Here is a 22,263-nt window from a genome sequence, read left to right as displayed (position 1 = left end):
CAAGCGTCAAACGCTGTTCGCGATTCTGGTCAGGAAGTCACGAGTCGCCGCCGCGATGGCCGGCTCGACGCCCAGTTCGGCGAGCATGTCCGTCGCGGCGGACATCTCGTCGGCGCGGCGGACCGCGTGCTGACGGGTTCCCGTGACCAGTCTGTCCACAGTTGACTCATCGGCCCGGGCCAGTTCCTCGGCGACGTTGTCGCGCAGCCATTGCTCGCATCCGGCGGCCCGGGCTGCTTCCAGCGCCTCGACGACGGCTGCCGCGAGTCCTTTGAAGAACACACTGCGCAGCAGCTTGCGTTCGGCGGCCAGCCCGGCCGGTCCGGCCATCGTGTCGACCGAAGCGCCCAGCGGGTTCAGGATTTCCGCCACTTGGGCGGCTGCCGGGCCGCTGGCCAGCATCGGCGTACGCAGGCCTCGGCCTGGGACCGGCGCCATGATGGCCACATCCGCGAACGCGACAGCCTTGTCCGCCGCGATTTCGGCGAGCTGCCGTTTCGTGCCCGGCGACGCTGTGTTCAGATCAGCCCAGACGCCTTGACAGGCGGCGATACCGGCTCGCAGAGCGTCGATGGACGACTTCGCGCTGTTGACGCTCAGCGTGAGGCCGGCTCCGGTCACGGCGTCGGCTTCGCTTGCCGCGGGCACCATTCCGGCCGGTGCGGCAACTGCGGGATCGTAGGCACGGACCACCGCTCCGGCCGCAAGCAGATCACGGGCGATCGCGCCGCCCGCTTCGCCCAAGCCCAGCACCGCCACTGTGACTGTCACGACGCCACCCTACGTCGGCAGCCGGTTGCCGGAGGCGGTGCGGATTCCGAATCATTGCCAAACGGTATCGGCACGGTTACAGTCTGCACTGGGAGCGCTCCCAGAACTGGCAACGTCGCCCAGCCCACAGGAGAGCAGATGCGCCGGAGAACGAGCGGTGCCTTGACCGTGACCGCGTTGGCAACCGCGGTAGCAGCGGCGTTGATCGTGAACCCCGTCTCCGGATATGCAGTCAACGCGCCTTCGTGCGTGGTGGGCTACCGCGTTGACCAGTGGAACAACGGCTTCGTCGGTCAGGTGACGGTGACCAACAACGCAGCTCCGGTCAACGGCTGGACATTGGCGTGGACCTACGCGGGCAACCAACGCGTCACCTCCAGTTGGAGCGCCGACGTCACCCAGTCCGGCAAAGCCGTGACCGCGCGCAACCAGGCGTTCAACGGCAGTATCGCCACCGGTGCTTCCGTCCAGTTCGGATTCCAGGCGACGTTCCAAGGCAGCAACGACGCGCCCACGGATTTCACCCTCAACGGTGTGCGCTGCAACGACACCAGCCCGCCTCCGCCTCCTCCACCCCCACCGCCTCCACCACCGCCGCCTGCGGGCTGTCCAAGTGGGGCGTTCTGTGACGGCTTCGAAAACCAGACCGGGCCCACGCCTGCCGGAGACTGGTCACTGCAGTTCCCGAACTGCCAGGGAACCGGCACCGCGACCGTCGACAACTCGGTCGCGCACAGCGGCAGCAAGTCGGTCCGGGTCGACGGCCGGGCCGGCTACTGCAACCACGTGTTCCTCGCAACATCAAGGGGGATAACGACATCCGGCCTGTATGGGCGGTTCTACGTCCGGCACACCACTGCGCTGCCGGAGGCGCACGTGACCTTCTTGGCCATGAAGGACACTGCCGACGGCGGCAAGGATCTGCGCATGGGCGGACAAAACCGTGCCCTGCAATGGAACCGTGAATCCGACGACGCCACGCTGCCCGAACAGAGCCCGGCCGGGGTCGCCCAGAGCGTTCCGCTGGCGGTGAACCAGTGGACCTGTGTGGAGTTCGGGATCACCGGCTCCGAGCTGCGGACCTGGGCCAACGGCAACGAAGTGCCGGGCCTGCGTGCGGACGGCACGCCCACGCCGGACGTGGACGCGCAGTGGCTCCGCCGCGGCGGGTGGCGGCCTGCTCCGGCGAACTTCCGGATCGGCTGGGAAAGTTACGGAAACGGTGACGACACGCTCTGGTTCGACGACATCGTGCTGGCGGCGTCGCGGATCGGCTGCTCCTGAACACCTGATGACCACCGGCTGATGGTCGCACGCCTCCGGCCAACCAGAAGAGGACGGCACCCGGCATGAGCATTCGGGCAAAGCAACGAACGATCGTGGCCACGACAATCCTGGCCATGACCGCTTTGAGTGTGACCGTTTTGGGCGGGACCGGCGCCTCGGCGGCGGCACCCGAGGGGCCGTGCCCCGGGGGACCGTTCGGCAATCCGCTGCCCTCCCCGAACCTGACCGCGACCAAGATCAAGGACAGGTTCAACTTCCTGGAGGGCCCGACCTGGGACGCGGCGACGCAAACCCTGTTGCTGAGCAACATGTACGACGGCGCCGGCCCGCAGAACGTCCAGCCTTCGGACATCCTGCGGTACACACCCGCGACGGGCACGTTCACCACGTTCATCAAGAACGCGGGCAGCAACGGCCTGGCGATCAGCCGTGACGGCACATCCGTCGTCGCGGCGACCCACGACCAACGCAGCCTGTCCTCGTACAACCTGGCCACCAGGCAACGAGCGACGATCGCGGCGACCTACCAAGGGCGAATGTTCAACTCTCCCAACGATGTCACCACGGCAGCGAACGGAACGGCCTACTTCACCGATCCGAATTTCCAGCGCGCGAACCGGCCGGACCAGATGTCCGGCAAAACCGGCGTCTTCCGCGTCACCAACGGTGTTGTCACGCTGATCGACGACACAATCCGTCAGCCGAACGGAATCGAGCTCTCCCCGGACGGCAGGACCCTCTACGTCGGTGGCAACGCGACAGGCAAGATCTACAAGTACCCCGTCAACGCGGACGGCAGTACCGGACCCCGCAGCGATTTCGCGTCACTCAACGGTACCGACGGTGGCACGGTCGACTGTGCCGGAAACCTGTACCAGGCCACATACGATGATGGGAAGGTCTACGTGTTCTCCCCATCAGGCCGGCAGCTCGGCACGATTTCGGCCGGCCGCCACACCACCAACGTGGCCTTCGGCGGTCCCGACCGGACCACCCTCTACATCACATCGGGAACCGCGTCCACCGGCGGCAACACCGGAAACTTCGGCCTGTACAGCATCCGTCTGAACGTCCCCGGCTGGCCGTACTGACCTGGCGGACCGCGTTACTCGTCGTCAGGAGCAGGCCGGTTCGCTTGGTCGTAGGCTTTCTGCGACGCTGACACGTCGCCGACGTGCTCGATCGACCATTCCTGTAGTGCGCGCAGTGGTTCGCGCAGGGTGCGGCCCGCGTCGGTGAGTGTGTACTCGACGCGGATCGGGACTTCGGGGTAGACGGTGCGGTGTACGAGCCCGTCCCGTTCGAGCCCGCGGAGAGTCTGGGTGAGCATCTTCTGCGAGACGCCTTCAATGCGCCGGACTTCCGCATCTTCGGCACAGCCGCCGAGGACGCGGACATACCCTCGCTTGTCAGTCGGCTGCACGACCGTCTCCTTGCGGTGCAGGCGTTGCCAGACGCCTGAGCCGCGTGATCTTGATGGCCGGGTGGTGGCGTCGTGGATCCACGACGCCACCACGGCGGGGTCAGAGCACGATGTCGGCGAGCCTGCCGATGTCGTCGAGTTCGTCGGTGGTCGGGTTGAGAACGAGTTCGTCGACACCGAGGTCGTGGAACGCTTTCACGGTGCTGCGTACCTCGTCCGGCGTGGCACTCATGGAATTGACGACCATCTCGGTGAATTCGCCGGTATTGGCGTAGTAGTCGCCCACCTTGCGGCGTCCGGTGTCCGGGTCGGTCAATGCGAAGTACGCGATGGCCACCAGCCGCGGTGCGCCATCGCGACCCTCTTGCTGCCATGCGGCTCGAGCGGCGTCGAAGAACTGACCGGCCATGGCGGCCGGGACGGAGCCGGCGATGTAGCCCTGTCCCCATCGGGCCATCCGGGCGTAGGCAGCCGGGGACATGCCGCCGAACAGCAAGGGAACCTGGCGAGTGTCCGGAGTCACGGCGGGATTGTCGCCTCCGCCGACCGGCGCGCCGTTCCAGACATCGCGGTAGGTCTCAAGGGCGGCGTCCATCCGGTGGCCACGCCCCGCAGTGCCCAGCCCGTCGACCACGAAGTCGTCGGAACGCAGGCCCACACCGATCCCCAGCGTCAGCCGTCCGCCGGAGACCCCGTCGATGGCCGCGATCTCCTTGGCCAGCAAGGTGGCCGGCCACGCCGTTGCGATCAGGATGTTGCTGATCAGCCCGATGCTCTTCGTGGCGCCCGCGGCGGCTGCCAGCGCGACGGTGTCCATCACGCCGGGGTAGGCCATCCGGCCGACGGTGCCGAGTGTCGAGAAACCGGCATCCTCGGCGCGCGCCGCCCATTCGGGAATGACCTGTGGCCGGACGTCGCGCACCTGGTTGGGCAGCCCGATGCCGATCTTCATAAGACGAGTCCTCCTGTGGGAACACATTGATTCGTTAGTTTACGAACTTACCGTGATTTCGGGCCCGGTCTGGGGACTGCTGATGGCGCGAAGTCGCCAATCGGACGGTCCTGAAGCGGAACCATGACTGTCTAATATGGACTCTCCTGATGCCGGATCATGATTCGGCATCCGGCCCGACGGCCTGGCGCAGCGGCGACTGCTTGATCCACCAAGCTGCCACGAACGCCAGTCCGCTGACCACTGCGGCAATCGCGAAGATGACGGAAAACCCGGCCACGAGCCCCTGCTCAGTCGTGCGTCCGGGATGGGCCGCACCGGCGAGCAGGGCACCGAACACCGATGTGCCGATCGCGCCGCCGATCGTCCGGAACATCGTCGTGTTCGCGGTGGCGACGCCGATTTCTCCCACGGGAACGGTGTTCTGCGCGATCAGTGTCATCATCTGCGTGCTCAGCCCGAGCCCGAATCCGACGAGCACCAGCGCGCCGCTGGTGAACCAGACCGGGCTGCCGGCCTGCAGGGTGGCGAGCAGGCCGCATCCGGCGGTCAGGCAGCCGGTGCCGGCGATCGGGAAGATCCGGTACCGGCCGGTGCGGCTGCTCAGCCGCCCGGCCAGTTGGGACGCGACGACCACGGCCAAGGTCATCGGCAGCAACAGCGTGCCGGAATCGGCTGCCGAAACGCCTTGCACGTTCTGCTGGAACAGCGGCACGAAGGTGATCACCCCGAAGCTGACCACGCCCACCACGAAGATGATCGCGGTCGTCAGCGCGATGTTCCGGTGGGCAAACAAACCCAGCGGCAGCACGGGTTCGGGGCTGCGCCGCTCGACGAGCACGAACCCGGCGAACGCGGTGAACGTGACGACCGAGAGCAGGAGCGTGTTGCCGACGGAGCTGGTGAGCAGCAGCAGGGCAGTGATGGTGGTGGTCAGCAGGAATGCGCCGCGGAAGTCGAAATGGACTCGGCGGCGAGGGGTCGGGCACTTGCCCAGGACGACCACGGTGGCGATGAGGACCAGCAGACCGAGGGGGAGGTTCAGATAGAAGTTCCAGCGCCAGCCCAATAGCGAGGTGACCCAGCCGCCGACCAGGGGACCGCCGATCTGCCCGACTGCCATGACGCTCGCCGTCATGCCCTGGTAGCGACCGCGTTCCCGGGGCGGCACCAGCACGCCGATCAGGGAGAGCGCGCCGACCGCAAGGCCGCCGCCGCCCAGGCCTTGCAGCGCACGGAAAACGATCAGCTGCGTCATGCCCTGGGCGAACCCGCACGCGACGGAAGCCGCGGTGAAGAGCGCGATCGCGCTCAGGTGCACGTTTTTGCGCCCATAGAGGTCGCCCAGCTTGCCCCAGATCGGCGTCGACGCGGCGGTGGTCAGGGTGTACGCCGTGACGACCCAGGACAGGTGGGCCAGGCCCCCGAGTTCGGCGACGATCGTCGGCATCGCCGTGCCGACGACGGTGTTGTCGAGCATGGCCAGCAGCATCGCCAGCAGCAGAACGGCGAACGCGGCGCGCACTCGCGCCGGGCTCATGGTCTGCGTGCCGGCGGTGTGCGGCGGTGGCGGGACGGAGTCCGTGCCGGGCTGGGCGTGCTCCTGCCGTGGCCTACCGGCCTTACCCTGTTCCGGCTCGATGATCACGCGCGCCATGGGTACTCCTGCCCACTCTCCTGCTCAGGCTTTCTTGGCGGTTTCGACGGCGGCGAACTCGACGACGAGGTCGCGCACCATCTCCGGGGTTTCCAGCTGCGGCAGGTGACCGGCGTCCGCGATGAGCACGAACCTCGCGTCCGGCAGGGCGTCGACGTAGGCCGTGCCGTGTTCAGGCCGCACGATCCCGTCCGCGGCGCCCCACACCACCAACACCGGCGTGGATGCGGCCGGCAGGCGGCCCAACAGCGTGGGATCGGCCATCGTCGTGCCGCCGTAGACCCGCAACGTCTCGCGGTTGCCGGCCATCGCCACCTGCCGTGCGGGCGGGAGCTTCGCGGGATCGAAGCGGAAGGCGTCCGGGTTGGCGTAACTCAGATCGACGACCTGGTCCATGGTGAGGCTGAAGAAATCGGCGATGGGCGCCTGCGGGAGGTCGAGGCCCACCGCGTCGAGCAGCACCACACCCGCGACCCGGGCAGCGTCGAGCAGCGCGATCTCCGCGGCGATCCAGCCGCCGATCGAGTTGCCGACCACTGTGACCCCGGCCAGGTCCAGTTCGTCCAGCAGCGCGACGTAGAGCCGGGCCAGGCCGCTGATCGTGGTCAGGGTGTCCGGGCGCGGGGTGCCCTCGAACCCGGGGTGAATAGGCACGAGGACCTGGAAGTCGCCGCTGGCGGCGAGCCGCTCGGCGAATCCGGCCACCGACTGCGGGCCGGCGCCGCCGTGCAGCAGCACAAGCGGGCGGCCGGAGCCGTGGGTGGTGAAAGTGACGTCGACGGGGCCGGTCTCCTCGAAGTGGACATGCTGTGTCGTGGTCGTCATGAAGTGCTCCAAGGGGATTGGGGATCAGGCGGGTTCGGTGGCGTAGGGGCGCATCGCCTTGGTCATCGCCTCCGGGGTGGGCGGGCGGCCGGCGGCGATCATGTCGCGCAGGTCCCGGAAGTACTGCACGTACAGGTCCGGGGTGAAGGTGTTGAGCATGACCGCGGGGTGGTCGGTGAGGTTGGCGAAGGTGTGTGGCGCGCCTGGCGGGACCATGACGAGCGTGCCGGCCGGCGCCTCGTACTTCTCCGTGCCGACGGTGAACGTCACCCGTCCCGCTGTGACGTAGAAGCCCTCGTCGTGCTGGGCGTGGCGGTGCTGCGGCGGCCCGTCGGTGTGCGGCGCGACGGTGATCTCCGCTATCCCGAGCCGGTGCTCGGTGGTGCTGCCGTCCTCCAGAATCCGCACCCGGGTCGTCCCGATACTGATCGATTCCCCGCCGTCCGGCCCCACGACCGATACGTCTGCCATGTGTGACTCCTCCGATGTGGTGACATCAAGACCGTATTGGTGAGAGTTCACTCGCGCAAGTGTACTCTCATGATTGTGACGCGGTTCTCGGCAGCCTCGCGAGCGGGGGAGAATCGAGTGATCCGTACCGGACGAAGTGGAGAGAGATGCCCCCGACGAGCAAGCGCGAGAGGGTCAGCCGGGCTGAGCAGAAGGCGCGCACCCGCACCGCGATCGTCGAGGCCTGCCGCGAGCTGATCACCTCCGGCCGGATGGTGACGATGCCCGAGGTGGCCGGGAGAGCCGGCGTCTCGGAGGCGACGGCCTACCGTCACTTCTCCGAGATCGTGGAACTGATCACCACCGCGCTGGTGGATCTGTGGCCCACGCCGGCCGAAGCGCTGGCTCCCGTCGCCGGCAGCACCGATCCGTTGGCACGTCTGGAGTTCGCGACCGACTTCCTGTTGCGGCGCGTCACCGCCTACCAGGGGGCCGTCCGCGCCGTCATCGCCGCGACCGTCACCAGCCCGCCGCGCGTGCGGGACCGGCCGGGGTTCCGCTTCGGACTCATCGACCAGGCCCTCGACCCGGTCGTCGCGGCCGACACCCCCGCCGCCGCGCAACGGCTGACCCAGCTCAAGCAGGACCTCGCCGCCGTCGTCAGCGCCGACGCGCTCTTCTCGCTCACCGACCTCTGCGGCCTCGACACCGAAGCCGCCATCGCCAGCCTTCAGCGCACCGTCCGCACCATCGCCCGAACCGCGCTGTCCGAGCCCGGCAACGGTCACCCGGGGGAGGCGATCGCCGACTCGATCACGTCGAACTCGGGCAGGTGACTGTAGTCCTGGAAATGCGGTACTTCCCGGTCAAGCTGAAGGCGGTTCAGGACGCCACGTTTCCATGTCACGAACGGCCGTAAAGCCTTTGCGAACGAATAGTCCTTGCTCAGGCCGCCCGCCCCGCGGCGAACTGGACGGTGCTCGGGGCGCTGAGGGACGCGGGGAAGTCCTTGTGCTGTCCGGTGTTCCGCACGCACACACTGGCAGCCTGCCCGCTGCCGCCACAGGCGTCCCATCGCCGGAATGCCCCCGGATGAGCTGGGATTATAGTGACGCCCACGGTCCAGGGTTCTGGTGGGAAAGGCGCGCTGATGGCGTTGGGGAGTTCGACCGGCCGGGTCAACCAGAAACGGCGCACGCATGACGCGATCGTGCGGGCCGCGGTCGAGTTGATCTGCGCGGGCGGGGAGCTCACGATGCCGGCGGTGGCCAGGGCGGCTCTGGTGTCGGAAGCGACCGCCTACCGGTACTTCCCGGATCTGGTCAGCCTGGTGCGGACGGTGATGGACGGCCGGATGCCCACCGCGGCCGAAGCCCTCGAACCGGTCCGGGATTCCCAGGATCCGGTGGAGCGCGTCGCCGCGGTCACCGAGCATCTGATGCGCCACGTGCTGGCCTACCAGAGCGCGGTGCGCGCGATGATCGCCGCTTCGGTGACGCGACCGGCGGTGAAGGTCCGGCCGGCCCTGCGGACCCGGTTGATCGATGAGGCGCTGAAACCGATCACCGGAAGCCAGGCGGTCATCGGCAGGGCTGCCTTGGCGCAGCTCAAGCGGGATCTCGCGATCGTGGTGAGCGCTGAGGCGCTGTTCGTGCTGACGGACCTGCACGAGCTGGATCCGGAGCGGGCTGTTCGCAGTGTGGTGAGCACCGCGACCACGGTGACCCGGGCGGCCTTGAGTGATTGTGTGCCGGTGCACGCGCGCCGGAAAGGGCCACCTCGCCGTTGAGTCCGATGTGAACACATCGATGATCATCTTGGGCTCAGTCCCCGGCCGCTGGGTCGCGGCTGTCGGTCGGGTCGCCGGGCCCTGGACCCATGACGACCAGGTCGTCCGCGTCCCATGAATACGTCTCGTCCCAGTGCCGGACGGTCACTGTCAGGACAATACGTCGAGCCGGCCCTCGCCGGTCCACTCTGGACGGTACAGCAGCGCGAACGGGGGCGGATCCGATGACAGTACCCGGGGGAGGAGACCTGGAGTGCTGGTCACTGCAGGACTTCTGCGGCGGTGAGCACGACGGAGCAGTTCCGCGCGGCGTACTGCATGGCGAGTCGATGGTCCTCCGCCGAGAAGTCGGCGATCGCGTCAGCCACGAGGAACGTCTGGTTGTCGTTGGTGAACGCGTCGACCGCGCTCATCAGGATGCCCACATGGGCGTACACCTCGCAGATGACAAGCTGATCGGCGTTGTGCCGCCGCAGCCACGCCAGCAGGTCGTTGCCGAAGAACGCGCTGTACCGCCATTTCGTGAACACCCCGTCCGCCGGGTCCGGGGCCAGCGGCCCGGGTACGTCACGGTCGGCTGGTGCGGCCCGCATTCCCGCTCCCCAGAAGTCCGCCAGCAGGCCGCGCTGCTGTGGGGTCATACTTCCGGGCTGTACCGTATACGCCACTGGCATGCCCAGCTCCCGGCAGCGATCCCGGACCAGGGCCGTGTTCCGCACGAGCTGCGCGGCCATGGCTTCGGGGAAAGGGCGCAGGAAGTACTGCTGCATGTCGTGGATCAACACTGCGGCACGCTGGGGATCCACCGTCCAGGTGGCCACGTTCTTCGGCAGGTCCGCCGATACCGGCAGTGGGTAAGGCGCGATGTCCGGAATACCGGCCAAGATCACCCCATGACGTCGGGCGAGAGTTCACCCTTGTCACGCTACCTGGCAACAATCATGAGAGCCGACACTCACGATCATCTGGAGTGATCATGCCAGTGGACTCTTCTTGTCGCGGGGGAGTTGTGTCACCGTCGCTGATGTCGGCTCGGCGCCCTTCTCCGCGCGGTAGACCATCAGGGTCGAACCGGCCAGGGCCAGCACGATGCCCGCGACCTGGAATCCGGTGGGAGCGGCGCCGAAGACCAGAAGCGACAGCACGATGGTCAGCACGGGCGCCAGGGCGTTGGTCACCGGCGCCACGATCGACGCCTTGCCCCGGCTCATGGCCATCACCAGGAACAATGCCCCGACCGAGTTGAGCAGTTGTGTGCCTGCGGTGAGTGCGGGCGCCTGCCACGGGAACGCCAGCGGCAGGCCGCCCATCATCAGTACCGCGACCGGGATCAGCAGCAGTCCGCTGATGGTCATCCAGCCGAACGTCGAGGCGTCGTCCACTCCGGCGAGTGCGGCCTTGCGCATGAAGAACGCCTGCACACCCCACGCCACGCAGACAAGGACCGCCAACGGCAGGTAGAGCCACCCGGTGTCACTGGCTTCTCCGGTAGAGACGGAGAACAGAACGATGGCGACGAGCGCGAGCAGCACGCCTGTCCATGACCACCCGTTGAGTCGTTCCCGCAATGCGGCGAACGCCAGCAGCACCGTGATCGCGGGTGAGAGAGCGACGATCGGGAAGATCACATATGCGGGGCCGATCGTGAGTGCCTTGAACAGCAAGAGCTGTCCACCCGCACCGGTGAGCCCGATCAGCAACCCGTATCCGCCCGCGGTCCGGCTGCGGTCGAACCTCTTGCCGCGCAACGAGAACCACGCGGGCACGACCATGGTCAGGGCCCAGACCACGTACACCATCGGATCGGGGTAGGCGTAGAGCTTGGTGGGCAGGCTGGAAAAGGCTCCCCACACTCCCCAGAACAACACCAGCAGTCCCGCGTACGGGATCCAGCTGTTCGCGCGATCGGACGACGTGGGCACGGTCATCTCGGCTCCTCAGCAAGAGAGAAGGACGCGGTTGAGTGGACTTGCTCCGCCCGCAACGGGTGTCCGTGCAGGCGTGCCGCGTAGAGGGCGGCACCGATGTGCGGTCGCAGCAGTGGCTCACGCAGGTCGTACTTGAGTGAAAGTGAATCGCGGAACGACGCCAGTACGTGCGCCGAACCGAACATGCCGCCGGAGTAGGACACCGCAACCGGTTGTGAGGCGTCGAATTCGAGTGCGCGCCGGCCGACGTCCACGAGCAGTGCGAGCTCCCGTCCCGCTTCCCGGAGTATCCCGGTCGCGACCGTGTCGCCCGCGCCGGCGGCCTGGACCACGACCTTGCTCAGGTTCGCGATCTTGCCCCGGTCGCCGTGCCACCGGTTCACCACGACGTCGATCGCGTCGAAATCGGCGGCGAGGCTGAGAGCCTGGCGCATTTCCCCGACCAACGGCCCGGCAGGCAGGCGCCCGTCGACCATGCGGCTGAAGGCGTTCAAGCCATGGATCGCGACCCAGTAGCCGGAGCCCTCGTCACCGAACAGCTCGCTCCAGCCGCCGCCGCGCCACTGCCTGCCTTCGTGTTCTCCGTAGGCGATCGAGCCGGTGCCGGCGACGACATTGATGCCGTCGACAGCCCCCAGGGACCCGGCCCAGCCACAGATCATGTCGTTGCCGCACCGGTAGTCCGCCGTACCGAGGATCCTCGCGAGCAACGCGTCGAGCATGGGCTGGTCGGTGCTGATCTCCCCGTAGGCGGGCAGCCCGAAGAACGCGTACGTGATGTCCGGGACCGAAATGCCCGCGGTGCGGCACACTTCGTCGATCCCCTGGCGCAGCAGGGGTTCCACGATCGGCAGACCGTCGCTCAGGTAGTACACGCTCGCGGTCCTGGCCTCCGCGGCGATCCGGCCGTCGAGATCGACCAGGCAGAAAGCCGTCTTCGTCCCGCCGCCGTCGACACCGAGGAACACCTCAGTTCACCTCCGAGGACTCAAGTGCTGCATTGGTACGTGCGCCACTGCGCGACTCGCAAGACTCGACGCCCATATGCGCATTCGAGTTGAGCGTTTTACCGGTGCGGCTGCGTTCACGGCGCGGTCGTAAGCTCGACGCCATGTCCGACTCCACGGATTTCGCCACCGCCGGAAGGCGCACGCGAAAAAGGCGCACCACGCGGGCCGAACGGATGTCAGAAGTGTTGCGGGTGCTGGGGGAGGCAGGCTCGTTGCACGTAGGCGAGCTCTGCGCACGCTTCGGCGTCTCCTCCGCCACGCTGCGACGCGACCTGGCGAAACTGGAGGAGCAGCGGCTGCTGACCCGCACCCACGGCGGCGCACTGGCCCAGGGCCAGACGAACGAGGTGCCGGTGCCCTACCGGGAAAGCCGCTCCCGGGACGCCAAACGCGCCATCGTGCGCGCGGCGATCCGCACGCTGCCGACGGGTTCGCACGTCATTGCCCTGACCGGTGGATCCACCACGAGCGAACTCGCCAGAGAGCTGCCCGGCCGAGCGGATCTGACCGTGGTCACGAACGCGTTGAACATCGCGATGGAGCTGGCGATGCATCCACGGCTGAAGCTGGTGGTCGTCGGCGGCGTCGCCAGACCTCAGTCCTACGAGCTGGTCGGTCCCTGGGCCGAGCACGTACTGGCGTCGATCAGCATCGGAACGGCGTTCATCGGCGTGGACGGCATCGACGCGTCGGCGGGTATCACCACGCACGACGAGAACGAGGCGCGGACCAACCACGCCATGCTCGGCCGCGCCCGGCGCGTGGTCGTGTTGGCCGACGGCAGCAAGATCGGACAAACCACCCTCGCCCGCATGGGCGACATCCAGGACGTGCACGAGGTCATCACCGACCAGTCCGCCGCTCCCGAGGCGGTCGCGGCGATTCAACGGGCCGGCGTGCGGGTCACTGTCGTCGAGGTGGCCTGCGCAAGGGACAGTTGAAACGCGCATCGCGAATGCGCGATTGATTGACCACAATGGTTGTGCTGCCTAGGTTTCGCCGACGAAACCGGTATTCCGGCCGGAACCTTTGCGGCACGACACGGAAGCTGAACCGTGCGTGCCTGACGATGATGGAGTCGGTATGAAGCGTCTTCTCCCCATGCCCGGCAAGCGATTCGCTTCTTTCACGGCAGCAGGAGCGCTGGCCGTCGGCACGCTCGTGGCCACGGCGGCGCCGGCCTCGGCCGCGATCACGCTGCCACCGCAGGCAGGCGGGTTCGACTACCAGATCGGTGGCGCGTACACCCCGCCGTCGGGAGTGCAGATCGTCAGCCGGGACGTCTCGGCCGCACCGGCGAGCGGCAAGTACAACATCTGCTACATCAATGCCTTCCAGGCGCAGGAAGGCCAGGATGGCGACTGGCGGAGCGACCTGTTGCTGCGTGATGGCAACGGCAACAAGGTCGTCGACCCGGACTGGCGCGAGACCCTGCTCGACCTGCGCACCCCCGACAAGCGCAACGGGGTCGCGGCCAAGGTCAAGACCTGGATCGACACGTGCGCCGCCAAGGGGTACCAGGCGATCGAGCCGGACAACTACGACAGCTACACCCGGTCGAAGAACCTGCTCACCGCCACCCACGCGCAGGAGTACATCAAGCTCCTGTCCGCCTACGCGCACAGCAAGAACCTGGCCATCGCGCAGAAGAACACCCCGGAACTGGCGGGCAACCGCGTAGCCAACGGACTCGACTTCGCCGTCACGGAGGAATGCGGTGAATACGAGGAGTGCGGCGACTACGCGGGTCCGTTCAACAACCGTGTGGTCAATGTCGAGTACACCGCTTCGGGCATGAGCAAAGGCTGTCCCGAGTGGAACGGCAAGATCAGCATGGTACGGCGTGACGTGTACGTGGTGCCTCAGGGAGCGAGCGGCTACGTCCGCAAGACCTGCTGACGCTCGGGCAAAGGTCGTGCGAGTCCACCACCATCATTGATGGTCGCTGTCGTCATGGTGGCGAATCTTTGCCATGCGGGCGCGCAATCGTGGTGGCTAGGCTGAAGAATGCCCTTGGACGCGGTCTCGCTCCGCTTCGTTGCCGAGTTACTCACCGCCAATGCCCGGCAGTACGGCGAAAAGACGGCGTTCACTGACGATCATCGCAGCGTGACCTGGTCCGATATGGAGCATCGGACCGCGGGCCTGGCCACCGGGCTGGATGTCGGCCGCGGTGCGCGGGTGGCATTCCTGGTGGACAACAGTGTCGAACTCATCGAAGGGTTGCTGGCGACGGTGCGGGCCGCCGCGGTCGGCGTGCCGCTTAGTCCGCATTGTACCGACGCGGAACTCGCGGCGTTGCTAGCCGACTGTGACCCGGCCGTCCTGGTGACCGACCAGCGGCATCTGACGCAGGTCGTGCGGGTGACGGCCAGACGGTCACTGCGCCTGGTGGTGACTGGCGAGGCAGCCGTGCCGGATGGCGCGCTGCGCTTCGAGAAGCTCACCACCAGGTCAGCAGCGCCGCGCGACGACCTCGGGCTCGACGAACCGGCGTGGATGCTCTACACGTCCGGCACCACGGGAACACCCCGGGCCGTCATATCGAGCCAGCGGTCCGCGCTGTGGTCGGCGTTTGCCTGCTATATACCGGGGTTGGCGCTGTGCGCGGATGATCGCGTGCTGTGGCCACTTCCGTTGGCGCACAGCTATGCCCACTCGCTGTGCCTACTGGGCGTGACCGCGGCCGGCGCGAGTGCGCGGGTCGCGGCCACGCCGGATCCGGTCACGCTGGCCTCGCTGATCGACGAGTACGCACCGACCCTCCTGGCTGGAGTACCGGTCACGTACCAGCAACTGCTCGACACGAGCCTGGACGCCGTGCCCTCACTGCGGTTGTGTGTCACGGCAGGCGCGCCCAGTGATCCGGCACTGCGCGAGCAGGTCGAACAGCGATGGGGCGCTCCGCTGCTGGACGGTTACGGCAGCACCGAGACCTGCGGCATGATCGCGATGGAGAGGATTGACGGGACGAGGGCGCGCGGGACCAGCGGACCGCCGGTTCCCGGTGTCGACGTGCGACTCGTGGATCCGGGCACCGGCCGGGACGCCACCGAGGGCGAGATCTGGGTCCGCGGTCCCAACCTGTTGCTGGGTTACCACAATCGGCCCGAGTCGCTGGTGGACGGCTGGTACCACACCGGTGATCTGGGCCGTCTCGAACGGGGTCACCTCGCCGTCACCGGCCGGGTGAGCGACCGGATCGTGCGCGGCGGCGAGAACGTCGACCCGGCCGAGGTCGAGCAGGTGCTGCGCGGCCTGCCCGGCGTGCGGGACGCGGTCGTGGTGGCGCGCCCGCATCCGCTGCTCGGCGAGGTCCCAGTGGCGTTCGTGGTCCCGGCGCGGCGCACGCTCGATCCAGCCGGGCTGCTGCGTGCCTGCGCCGCTGTGCTTTCGCCGCACAAGGTTCCTGATGAAGTCCTGTTCACCCCGGCCGTCCCCCGTACGGCAATCGGCAAGCCACGGCGCCACATGCTGCGTCAGGCACTCACCGAACGGCAGCCTGACCGGGAAATCGGTGGGCCGGCCACCTTGGTGGAGATGGTGCGGGACGAGATCACGGCGATCGGCGGGACGGCGGGCGACCCTGACGCCGCGTTCGCCGACCTCGGTGTGACGTCGATGGGCGCGATGACGTTGTGGCACAGGCTCAGCCTGCGCACCGGCCTGACGTTGCCGGCAACGCTGGTGTGGGACCACCCGAGCCCTACGGCCGTCGCCACGTACCTGGCGTCGCGGCTGCACGGCAGCGCTCCGGCGAGCACCGCGCCACGGGAACGCCCCGAGACCGAACCGGTGGCGATCGTGGCGGCCGGGTGCCGGTACCCCGGTGGGGTACGCAGCCCCGAGGATCTCTGGCGGCTCGTGGCCGAGGGGGTGGACGCCACCAGTGAGTTCCCGGACGACCGCGGCTGGGATATGACCAGGCTGTATCACCCAGACCCGGACCGGATCGGCACCACGTACACACGACGTGGCGGTTTTCTCACGGACGCCGCGGATTTCGACCCGGTGTTCTTCGGTATCTCACCACGCGAGGCGCTGGCCGCCGACCCGCAGCAGCGGCTGCTGCTGGAGGTGGCCTGGGAGACGCTGGAACGCGCGGGCATTCCGGCGACCGCCGTGCGCGGCACGAACACCGGTGTGTTCGTCGGCCTGATGCACACCGACTACGGGAACCGGGTGCGGTCGCACGAACTGGAGGCACATCTCGCCATCGGGTCGGCGGGCAGCGTCGCGTCCGGCCGGATCGCCTACGTGCTGGGGCTACGCGGGCCCACCTTGACTGTGGACACAGCCTGCTCGTCATCGCTGGTCGCAATGGACCTGGCCGCCACCGCGCTGCGCACCGGCAAGTGCACTCTCGCGTTGGCCGGCGGCGCGATGGTGATGTCCAGCCCGCAGCCGTTCATCGCGTTCAGCCGCCAACGGGGCCTGTCACCAGACGGCCGGTGCCGTTCGTTCGCGGCGGGCGCGGACGGAACGGCCTGGGCCGAAGGGGCCGGGCTGGTACTGCTGGAGAAACTGACCGACGCCCGGCGTAACGGACATCCGGTGCTGGCCGTGCTGCGCGGGTCGGCGGTGAACTCCGACGGCACGTCCAACGGCCTGACCGCGCCGAGTGGTCCGGCACAGCGGGAACTCATCCAACTGGCGCTGGTCGGCGCGGGACTGCGAGCGTCCGATGTGGACGTGATCGAGGGGCACGGCACGGGCACCGCGCTGGGCGATCCGATCGAGGCAGGCGCCCTGCTGGCCACCTACGGGCAGGACCGCGATCCAGCCGATCCGGCGTGGCTGGGCTCGGTGAAGTCGAACCTCGGGCACACCCAGGCCGCGGCCGGGATCGCAGGCGTGATCAAGATGATCGAGGCGATGCGCCACGCCGAACTGCCCAGGTCGCTGTACGCGGACGAACCCTCGCCGTATGTCGACTGGTCCGCGGGCGCCGTGCGGCTCCTGGACCGGGCACGCCCGTGGCCGAGCCGCGGCAGGCCACGCCGGGCGGCGATCTCGTCGTTCGGTATCGGCGGAACCAACGCGCATGTGATCATCGAGGAAGCACCGGAAACCGAGGCGCCGCACAGCGAACACCGCTGGGCCGACGCACCCTGGCTGGTCAGTGGCAGCGATGAGGCCGGCCTGCGAGCGCACGCCGCACGGCTCGCGGACGCACTCGAAGAGACCAAAGAGTCCACTGTAGACGTAGCGTTCTCCTTGGCGACGACCAGAACACCACTGACGCACCGGGCCGCGGTGCTGACCGGCCACGTTGCCGGCCTACGTGACCTGGCCAACGGTGTGGTGAATCCTTCGCTGCGCACGGGAATCGCGCGTAACGACCCGAAAGTGGCCCTCTTGTGCGCAGGCCAGGGCGCGCAGCGCAGCGGAATGGGCCGTGCGCTGGCTGCGGCCCTTCCCGTGTTCGACACCGTGTTCACCGAGGTGTGCGACGAGTTCACGCCGTGGTTGCCGCGGCCGTTGCGTCAGGTGATCGACGACGGCCCGTTGGACCGCACCGACTATGCGCAGCCCGCACTGTTCGCCTTCGAGGTCGCCCTGCACGCACTGCTCGCCGAGTACGGCGTGCGACCGGACTATCTGGTCGGTCACTCGGTCGGCGAACTCGCGGCGGCCCACATCGCTGGTGTGTTCTCCCGCGCCGACGCGATCCGGCTTGTCGCTGCGCGCGGCCGGCTGATGGCCACGCTGCCGACGAGTGGCGCGATGATCGCGGTACGAGCACCCGTGGACGAAGTGTCGCGTTACCTCATGAACGGGATCGCGATCGCAGCGGTCAACGGACCGAAGTCGGTTGTGCTGTCCGGTGGTGAGGCCGCGGTTACGGAGCTGGCCGCCAGGATCGGCCGTCCGGCCACCAGGTTGCGGGTGAGCTACGCGTTCCACTCGCCGCAGGTCGACCCTATCCTCGCAGAATTCCGCGCGGTCGCTGAATCCGTCGAGTACCAACGGCCTTCTGTTCCAATCGTGTCCACTGTGACCGGTCGGCCTGAGACGGACGTGTTGACGACAGCCGACTACTGGGTCCGGCAGGCGCGGGAGACCGTGCGGTTCGCTGACGCTGTCGGTTGGCTTGCCGATGCGGGGGTGACGGCGTTCGTCGAAGCCGGTCCCTCCGTGGCGCTCAGTGTCCTGGCTGAGGAATGTCTTACGCCGGAAGCGGTGTGCGTGCCCACTGGAGCCGCTGCGACCGATGTGCTGGCCGCGCTGGCGACTCTGCATGTGCACGGCGTGCCGGTGGACTGGCAGTCGGTGTACGCCGCCAGCGGCGCCCGGCGCCACCCGCTGCCGACGTATCCCTTCCAACGACAGCGTTACTGGCTGAATGCAGTCCAGCAGCCGGATGTGACCAGCCACCCTCTGCTGGGTGAGCCGCACCCGGACGCGGACGGGCCCAACGTGCGCCACAACGCCGTGTTGTCCGCCGCGCGCCAGCCCTGGCTCGCTGACCACGTGGTCGGTTCGCGGGTCGTGGTGCCCGCGACGGTGTTCGCCGAGCTGGCCTGGCGCGCTTCGGGGACGTCGGATGCCGTCCGGCTGGCCGAGCTGGCACTGTACAAACCGTTGACGCTGCCCGGTTCCGGCGAGGTGCCCGTCCAGGTGGTCGTGGGGGCGCCCGACGAAACAGGCCAGCGGCCAGTGACCGTCTGGGCCGCCGCGGCGGGATCGTGGACGCGGCACGCCACAGCGACGATCGCTCCAGCCGTCGGCCCACCCGCCCCGTCAGTGGCGTGGCCGCCCGCGGGCGCCGAGGAAGTCCCGATCGACTACACGGGTCTCGCCGCACGCGGCCATCACTACGGGCCCGCGTTCCAAGCGGTGACCAAGCTGTGGCGACGGGACGCGGACCTGTTCGCGGAACTGACACTGGCGCCCGGGGAAGCGGCGACCGGCGGCTCGTACCTTCTGCATCCCGTGTTGCTCGACGCCGCACTGCATGCGACATTGTTGGCTGAGCCTGCATATGGACTACAGGTCCCGGTCATGTGCACCGGACTGACCGTGTACAAGGCTGGTGCCACAGCGGCGCGGGCACATGTGGTGCGGCTAGGACCGGACGAGGTCCGTGTCAGTCTCACCGACCCGACAGGCCTGCCGCTGGCCGTCGTCGAATCCATGGTGACGCGGCCGATGCAGGTCGGAGAGCTGTACCGATTGGCTTGGCGGACCGCAACACCCGGCACAGCCGGCACCGAACACGAACTGTTCGACGTGACCGCGCTGGCGATCGAAGGTGACCTGCCGGGCCGGGCACACGAGTTGGTCACCGCCGTGCTGACACGGGTCCGCGACTGGGTGGCCGGCTCACAGCCGGGCCGGTTGGTCGTGCTCACCCACAACGCCACCGGCGATGATCCCGACCCGGCCGAGGCCGCCGCAACGGCCCTGGTGCGCAGCGCCCAGGCTGAGCATCCGGACCGCATCGTGTTGATCGACCGCCGCGGCGGCACCTCGATGACGCTGGATGCGGCGCTGCGTACGGGCGAACCGCAGGTTGCCCTGGACGGTGACACCGTACTGGTGCCCAGGCTGGTCGCGTCGGACCCGCCGACCGGCGCGGCCCCGCAACTGGACCCGGACGGAACCGTACTGATCACCGGTGGCACGGGCGCGCTCGGCGCCAGTCTCGCGCGCCATCTCGTGGCCACGTACGGCATTAGGAACCTGTTGCTGGTCAACCGCAGCGGCCGAACCCCGGCATGGGCTGCTGATCTGCCCGCACAAGTGATCGCATGCGACGTGAGCGACCCGGCGGCGGTCGACGCCTTGATCGCATCCTGCTCCACCACGCTGACTGCCGTGTTCCATCTCGCAGGCGTCGTGGACGATGGCGTGGTGGCCGCCATGACACCGCAGCGAGTGGCGGCGGTGCTGGCGGCGAAGGTGGATGGCGCCTGGAACCTGCACGAGGCCACCAAAGGGCTGGGGCTGGCCGCGTTCGTGCAGTACTCGTCGGCGGCAGGCATGCTCGGCCGGCCGGGACAGTCGAACTACGCCGCCGCCAACGGTTTCCTCGACGCGCTGGCCCGGCACCGGGTCGCGCGTGGGCTCCCGGCGCAGGCACTGGCGTGGGGCCCATGGTCCACAGCGGACAAAGGCATGGCGGGGCAGGTCACTGGCCTCGCCCAGCGCCACCTCACCGAGGGAGGTGTCCTCGCGGTCACCGAGCAGGAGGGCATCGCCCTGCTCGACCTTGCGTTGGGGACCGCCGAACCCGTGCTCGCTCCGATTCCCCTGGACTTCACGGCACCCGGTCAGGCCGTGCCGCCGGTTCTCACGGATCTCCTGCCCGGTCGTCCTGCCCCGACCACAAACGCCGCCGTCGCCGTCGAGCAAAGCCCCGGTGCCTGGCGTGACCGGCTCGCCGCCGTGCCCGCGAACGAGCGGGAAACCGTGCTGACCGAGTTGATCCGCGTGGAACTGGCCACTGCCTTGGGTTTCCCGGACGCGGCGGCGCTTCCGGTCGATCGGGAGTTCACCGAACTCGGGTTCGATTCACTGATCGCGCTCCAGGTGCGCAACCGGCTCAGTGCCTTCATCCAGGTACGGTTGCCGCCGACGCTCGTGCTCGACTACCCGACACTGCCGGCGATGACCGCACACGTCCTCTCCGCGCTGCGGGAATCACTGGGGGAATCCTTACCTGACATAGAGAACGTAGCCGAGGACAGGAGGCACGGATGAACCCGGACTACGACGTGATCGTCGTGGGTGGTGGACCGGCCGGCTCGACCGCGGCGACAGTCGTGGCGATGCGCGGGCACCGGGTACTCCTGCTGGAACGGGATACGTTCCCCCGCTACCAGATCGGTGAGTCGCTGCTGCCGGCGACCGTGCACGGCCTGTGCCGCATCCTCGGCGTCACCGACGAAGTCGCGCGGGCGGGCTTCACACTCAAACGCGGCGGCACGATGCGCTGGGGCCGTGGGCCCGAGCCATGGCAGTTCTCCTTCGCCTCGTCGCCTCGTCTGCCCGAGCCCACATCCACTGCGTTCCAAGTGGAGCGTGCGCGGTTCGACGAGATACTGTTGCGCAACGCCCACCGCACCGGCGTCGATGTACGCGAGGGCAGTCCGGTGCGGCGCGTTGTCGAGGACGGGGAGCGGGTGCGTGGCGTCGAGTACACGGAACCCGACGGCACTGCGCACACGGCGTATGCCCGGTTCGTGATCGACGCGTCGGGCAACACCAGCCGGATCCACGGCCAGGTGGGTGGCCGGCGGGTCTATTCGGATTTCTTCCGGAACCTGGCTGTGTTCGGCTACTTCGCCGGTGGCCGCCGGCTGCCCGAACCCAACAGCGGCAACATTTTCTGTGCCGCGTTCGACAACGGCTGGCTGTGGTACATCCCGTTGCGCGACGACCTGACCAGTGTCGGCGCCGTGATCTCGCCGGACAACGCTTCCGCTGTCCAGCACGACCCGCGTGCCGCGTGGCAGAGCATGATCCAGGCGTGTCCCGAAGTCAGCCGGCTGCTGGTGGACGTGCCGGCCGCGACTGAGCCGCCGTATGACCGGGTAAGAGTGCGCAAAGACTACTCGTATTGGAAGAACTCGTTCTGGCAGCCGGGAATGGCGCTGGTCGGGGACGCCGCGTGTTTCGTGGATCCGGTGCTGTCCTCCGGTGTCCACCTGGCTACCTACGGCGCATTGCTGGCAGCTCGGTCGGTCAACGCCAGCTTGGCCGGTGACGTGCCTGAAGAGCGCGCCTTCGTGGAGTTCCAGACGCGCTACCGCCGCGAGTACGGTGTGTTCTACGAGTTCCTCATGGCGTTCTACGACATGCAGAGCGACGAACGATCGTATTTCTGGTCCGCCAAGAAGGTCAGCAAAGTGGACCTGACCGAGGCGGCCGCGTTCGCCGAACTGGCCGGTGGCCTGGTGTCCGGGGACATGGCAGTCCGTCCGGAGCAGTTCGGCGAACGCTGGCGCGCTGTGGCGGACGACCTGGACGGCGCGGTGGGCCGGCTGGCGACCGCGGACGACCGGGTCAACCCGCTGGTCACCTCCCAGGTGGTCGGCGAGACGTTCCGGGCCGGCAACGACCTTCAGGACCTGGCCCTCTACGGGGTTCCGGTCGAGGCGTCCGTCCCGGGCGGACTCGTCCTGGCCAAGGACGGACTGGCCTGGACCCGTGTTGACTGATCAAT

The 22,263-nt window shown here is 68.1% G+C and carries 17 protein-coding genes; 8 read left to right on the top strand and 9 right to left on the bottom strand.

Annotated elements, in window-relative coordinates; genetic code table 11:
* Positions 1–6: 6 nt before the first annotated feature.
* Positions 7–771: an NAD(P)-dependent oxidoreductase gene (locus JOF56_RS42795; RefSeq protein WP_209645285.1), complete on the bottom strand. Its 765-nt coding sequence runs from the start codon at positions 769–771 to the stop codon at positions 7–9.
* A 138-nt stretch (positions 772–909) separates the two neighbouring features.
* Between JOF56_RS42795 and JOF56_RS42790 the strand changes: the two genes are divergently transcribed.
* Both JOF56_RS42790 and JOF56_RS42785 read left to right on the top strand, forming a co-directional pair.
* Positions 910–2,055, top strand: coding sequence for a cellulose binding domain-containing protein (locus tag JOF56_RS42790; RefSeq protein WP_209645284.1), 1,146 nt, complete (start codon positions 910–912; stop codon positions 2,053–2,055).
* 65 nt (positions 2,056–2,120) lie between these two features.
* The gene (locus tag JOF56_RS42785) at positions 2,121–3,149 is read left to right on the top strand and encodes an SMP-30/gluconolactonase/LRE family protein (protein WP_245378620.1); all 1,029 of its coding nucleotides are present in this window, start codon (positions 2,121–2,123) and stop codon (positions 3,147–3,149) included.
* Positions 3,150–3,163: 14 nt separating this feature from the next.
* Here the strand turns inward: JOF56_RS42785 and JOF56_RS42780 are convergent, their stop codons facing one another.
* The 5 genes from JOF56_RS42780 to JOF56_RS58675 form a co-directional block, all read right to left on the bottom strand.
* On the bottom strand, positions 3,164–3,571 hold the full coding sequence (locus JOF56_RS42780) for a winged helix-turn-helix transcriptional regulator (RefSeq protein WP_307855506.1): 408 nt from the start codon (positions 3,569–3,571) through the stop codon (positions 3,164–3,166).
* A 10-nt stretch (positions 3,572–3,581) separates the two neighbouring features.
* Complete coding sequence (locus JOF56_RS42775; RefSeq protein ID WP_209645283.1) at positions 3,582–4,433, bottom strand: LLM class flavin-dependent oxidoreductase; 852 nt, start codon at positions 4,431–4,433, stop codon at positions 3,582–3,584.
* 157 nt (positions 4,434–4,590) lie between these two features.
* Positions 4,591–6,090: an MDR family MFS transporter gene (locus JOF56_RS42770; RefSeq protein ID WP_245378619.1), complete on the bottom strand. Its 1,500-nt coding sequence runs from the start codon at positions 6,088–6,090 to the stop codon at positions 4,591–4,593.
* Between the two features lie 24 nt (positions 6,091–6,114).
* Positions 6,115–6,915, bottom strand: coding sequence for an alpha/beta fold hydrolase (locus JOF56_RS58680; RefSeq protein WP_245378618.1), 801 nt, complete (start codon positions 6,913–6,915; stop codon positions 6,115–6,117).
* Between the two features lie 24 nt (positions 6,916–6,939).
* Positions 6,940–7,386 carry a cupin domain-containing protein gene (locus tag JOF56_RS58675; protein WP_245378617.1) on the bottom strand — a complete coding sequence of 149 codons (447 nt, stop codon included), beginning with the start codon at positions 7,384–7,386 and terminating at the stop codon, positions 6,940–6,942.
* A gap of 146 nt (positions 7,387–7,532) precedes the next feature.
* On the opposite strand from JOF56_RS58675, the gene JOF56_RS42760 reads away from it, so the two are divergent.
* Complete coding sequence (locus JOF56_RS42760) at positions 7,533–8,201, top strand: TetR/AcrR family transcriptional regulator (protein WP_209645282.1); 669 nt, start codon at positions 7,533–7,535, stop codon at positions 8,199–8,201.
* Between the two features lie 314 nt (positions 8,202–8,515).
* Entirely contained in the window at positions 8,516–9,154 is a 639-nt protein-coding gene (locus JOF56_RS42755) for a TetR/AcrR family transcriptional regulator (protein ID WP_209645281.1), read from the top strand.
* 260 nt (positions 9,155–9,414) lie between these two features.
* On the opposite strand, the gene JOF56_RS42750 is transcribed toward JOF56_RS42755, so the two are convergent.
* The 3 genes from JOF56_RS42750 to JOF56_RS42740 form a co-directional block, all read right to left on the bottom strand.
* The gene (locus JOF56_RS42750) at positions 9,415–10,044 is read right to left on the bottom strand and encodes an isochorismatase family protein (protein WP_372448305.1); all 630 of its coding nucleotides are present in this window, start codon (positions 10,042–10,044) and stop codon (positions 9,415–9,417) included.
* An 84-nt stretch (positions 10,045–10,128) separates the two neighbouring features.
* Positions 10,129–11,082, bottom strand: coding sequence for a DMT family transporter (locus JOF56_RS42745; protein ID WP_209645279.1), 954 nt, complete (start codon positions 11,080–11,082; stop codon positions 10,129–10,131).
* On the bottom strand, positions 11,079–12,050 hold the full coding sequence (locus tag JOF56_RS42740) for an N-acetylglucosamine kinase (protein WP_209645278.1): 972 nt from the start codon (positions 12,048–12,050) through the stop codon (positions 11,079–11,081). Before JOF56_RS42740 ends, JOF56_RS42745 begins: the two co-directional genes overlap by 4 nt.
* Positions 12,051–12,193: 143 nt before the next feature.
* Between JOF56_RS42740 and JOF56_RS42735 the strand changes: the two genes are divergently transcribed.
* The 4 genes from JOF56_RS42735 to JOF56_RS42720 all read left to right on the top strand — a co-directional run bounded on the left by JOF56_RS42735 (position 12,194) and on the right by JOF56_RS42720 (position 22,258).
* Positions 12,194–13,033, top strand: coding sequence for a DeoR/GlpR family DNA-binding transcription regulator (locus JOF56_RS42735; protein WP_209645277.1), 840 nt, complete (start codon positions 12,194–12,196; stop codon positions 13,031–13,033).
* 142 nt (positions 13,034–13,175) lie between these two features.
* Positions 13,176–13,991, top strand: coding sequence for an endo alpha-1,4 polygalactosaminidase (locus JOF56_RS42730; RefSeq protein ID WP_209645276.1), 816 nt, complete (start codon positions 13,176–13,178; stop codon positions 13,989–13,991).
* A 108-nt stretch (positions 13,992–14,099) separates the two neighbouring features.
* Entirely contained in the window at positions 14,100–20,798 is a 6,699-nt protein-coding gene (locus JOF56_RS42725) for a type I polyketide synthase (protein ID WP_209645275.1), read from the top strand.
* On the top strand, positions 20,795–22,258 hold the full coding sequence (locus JOF56_RS42720; protein WP_209645274.1) for a tryptophan 7-halogenase: 1,464 nt from the start codon (positions 20,795–20,797) through the stop codon (positions 22,256–22,258). The genes JOF56_RS42725 and JOF56_RS42720 overlap by 4 nt, the downstream gene beginning before the upstream one ends.
* The last annotated feature ends 5 nt before the right edge of the window (positions 22,259–22,263 follow it).

Source organism: Kibdelosporangium banguiense (assembly GCF_017876405.1).
GTDB lineage: Bacteria > Actinomycetota > Actinomycetes > Mycobacteriales > Pseudonocardiaceae > Kibdelosporangium > Kibdelosporangium banguiense.
This window is presented reverse-complemented; position numbering and strand designations above follow the sequence as displayed.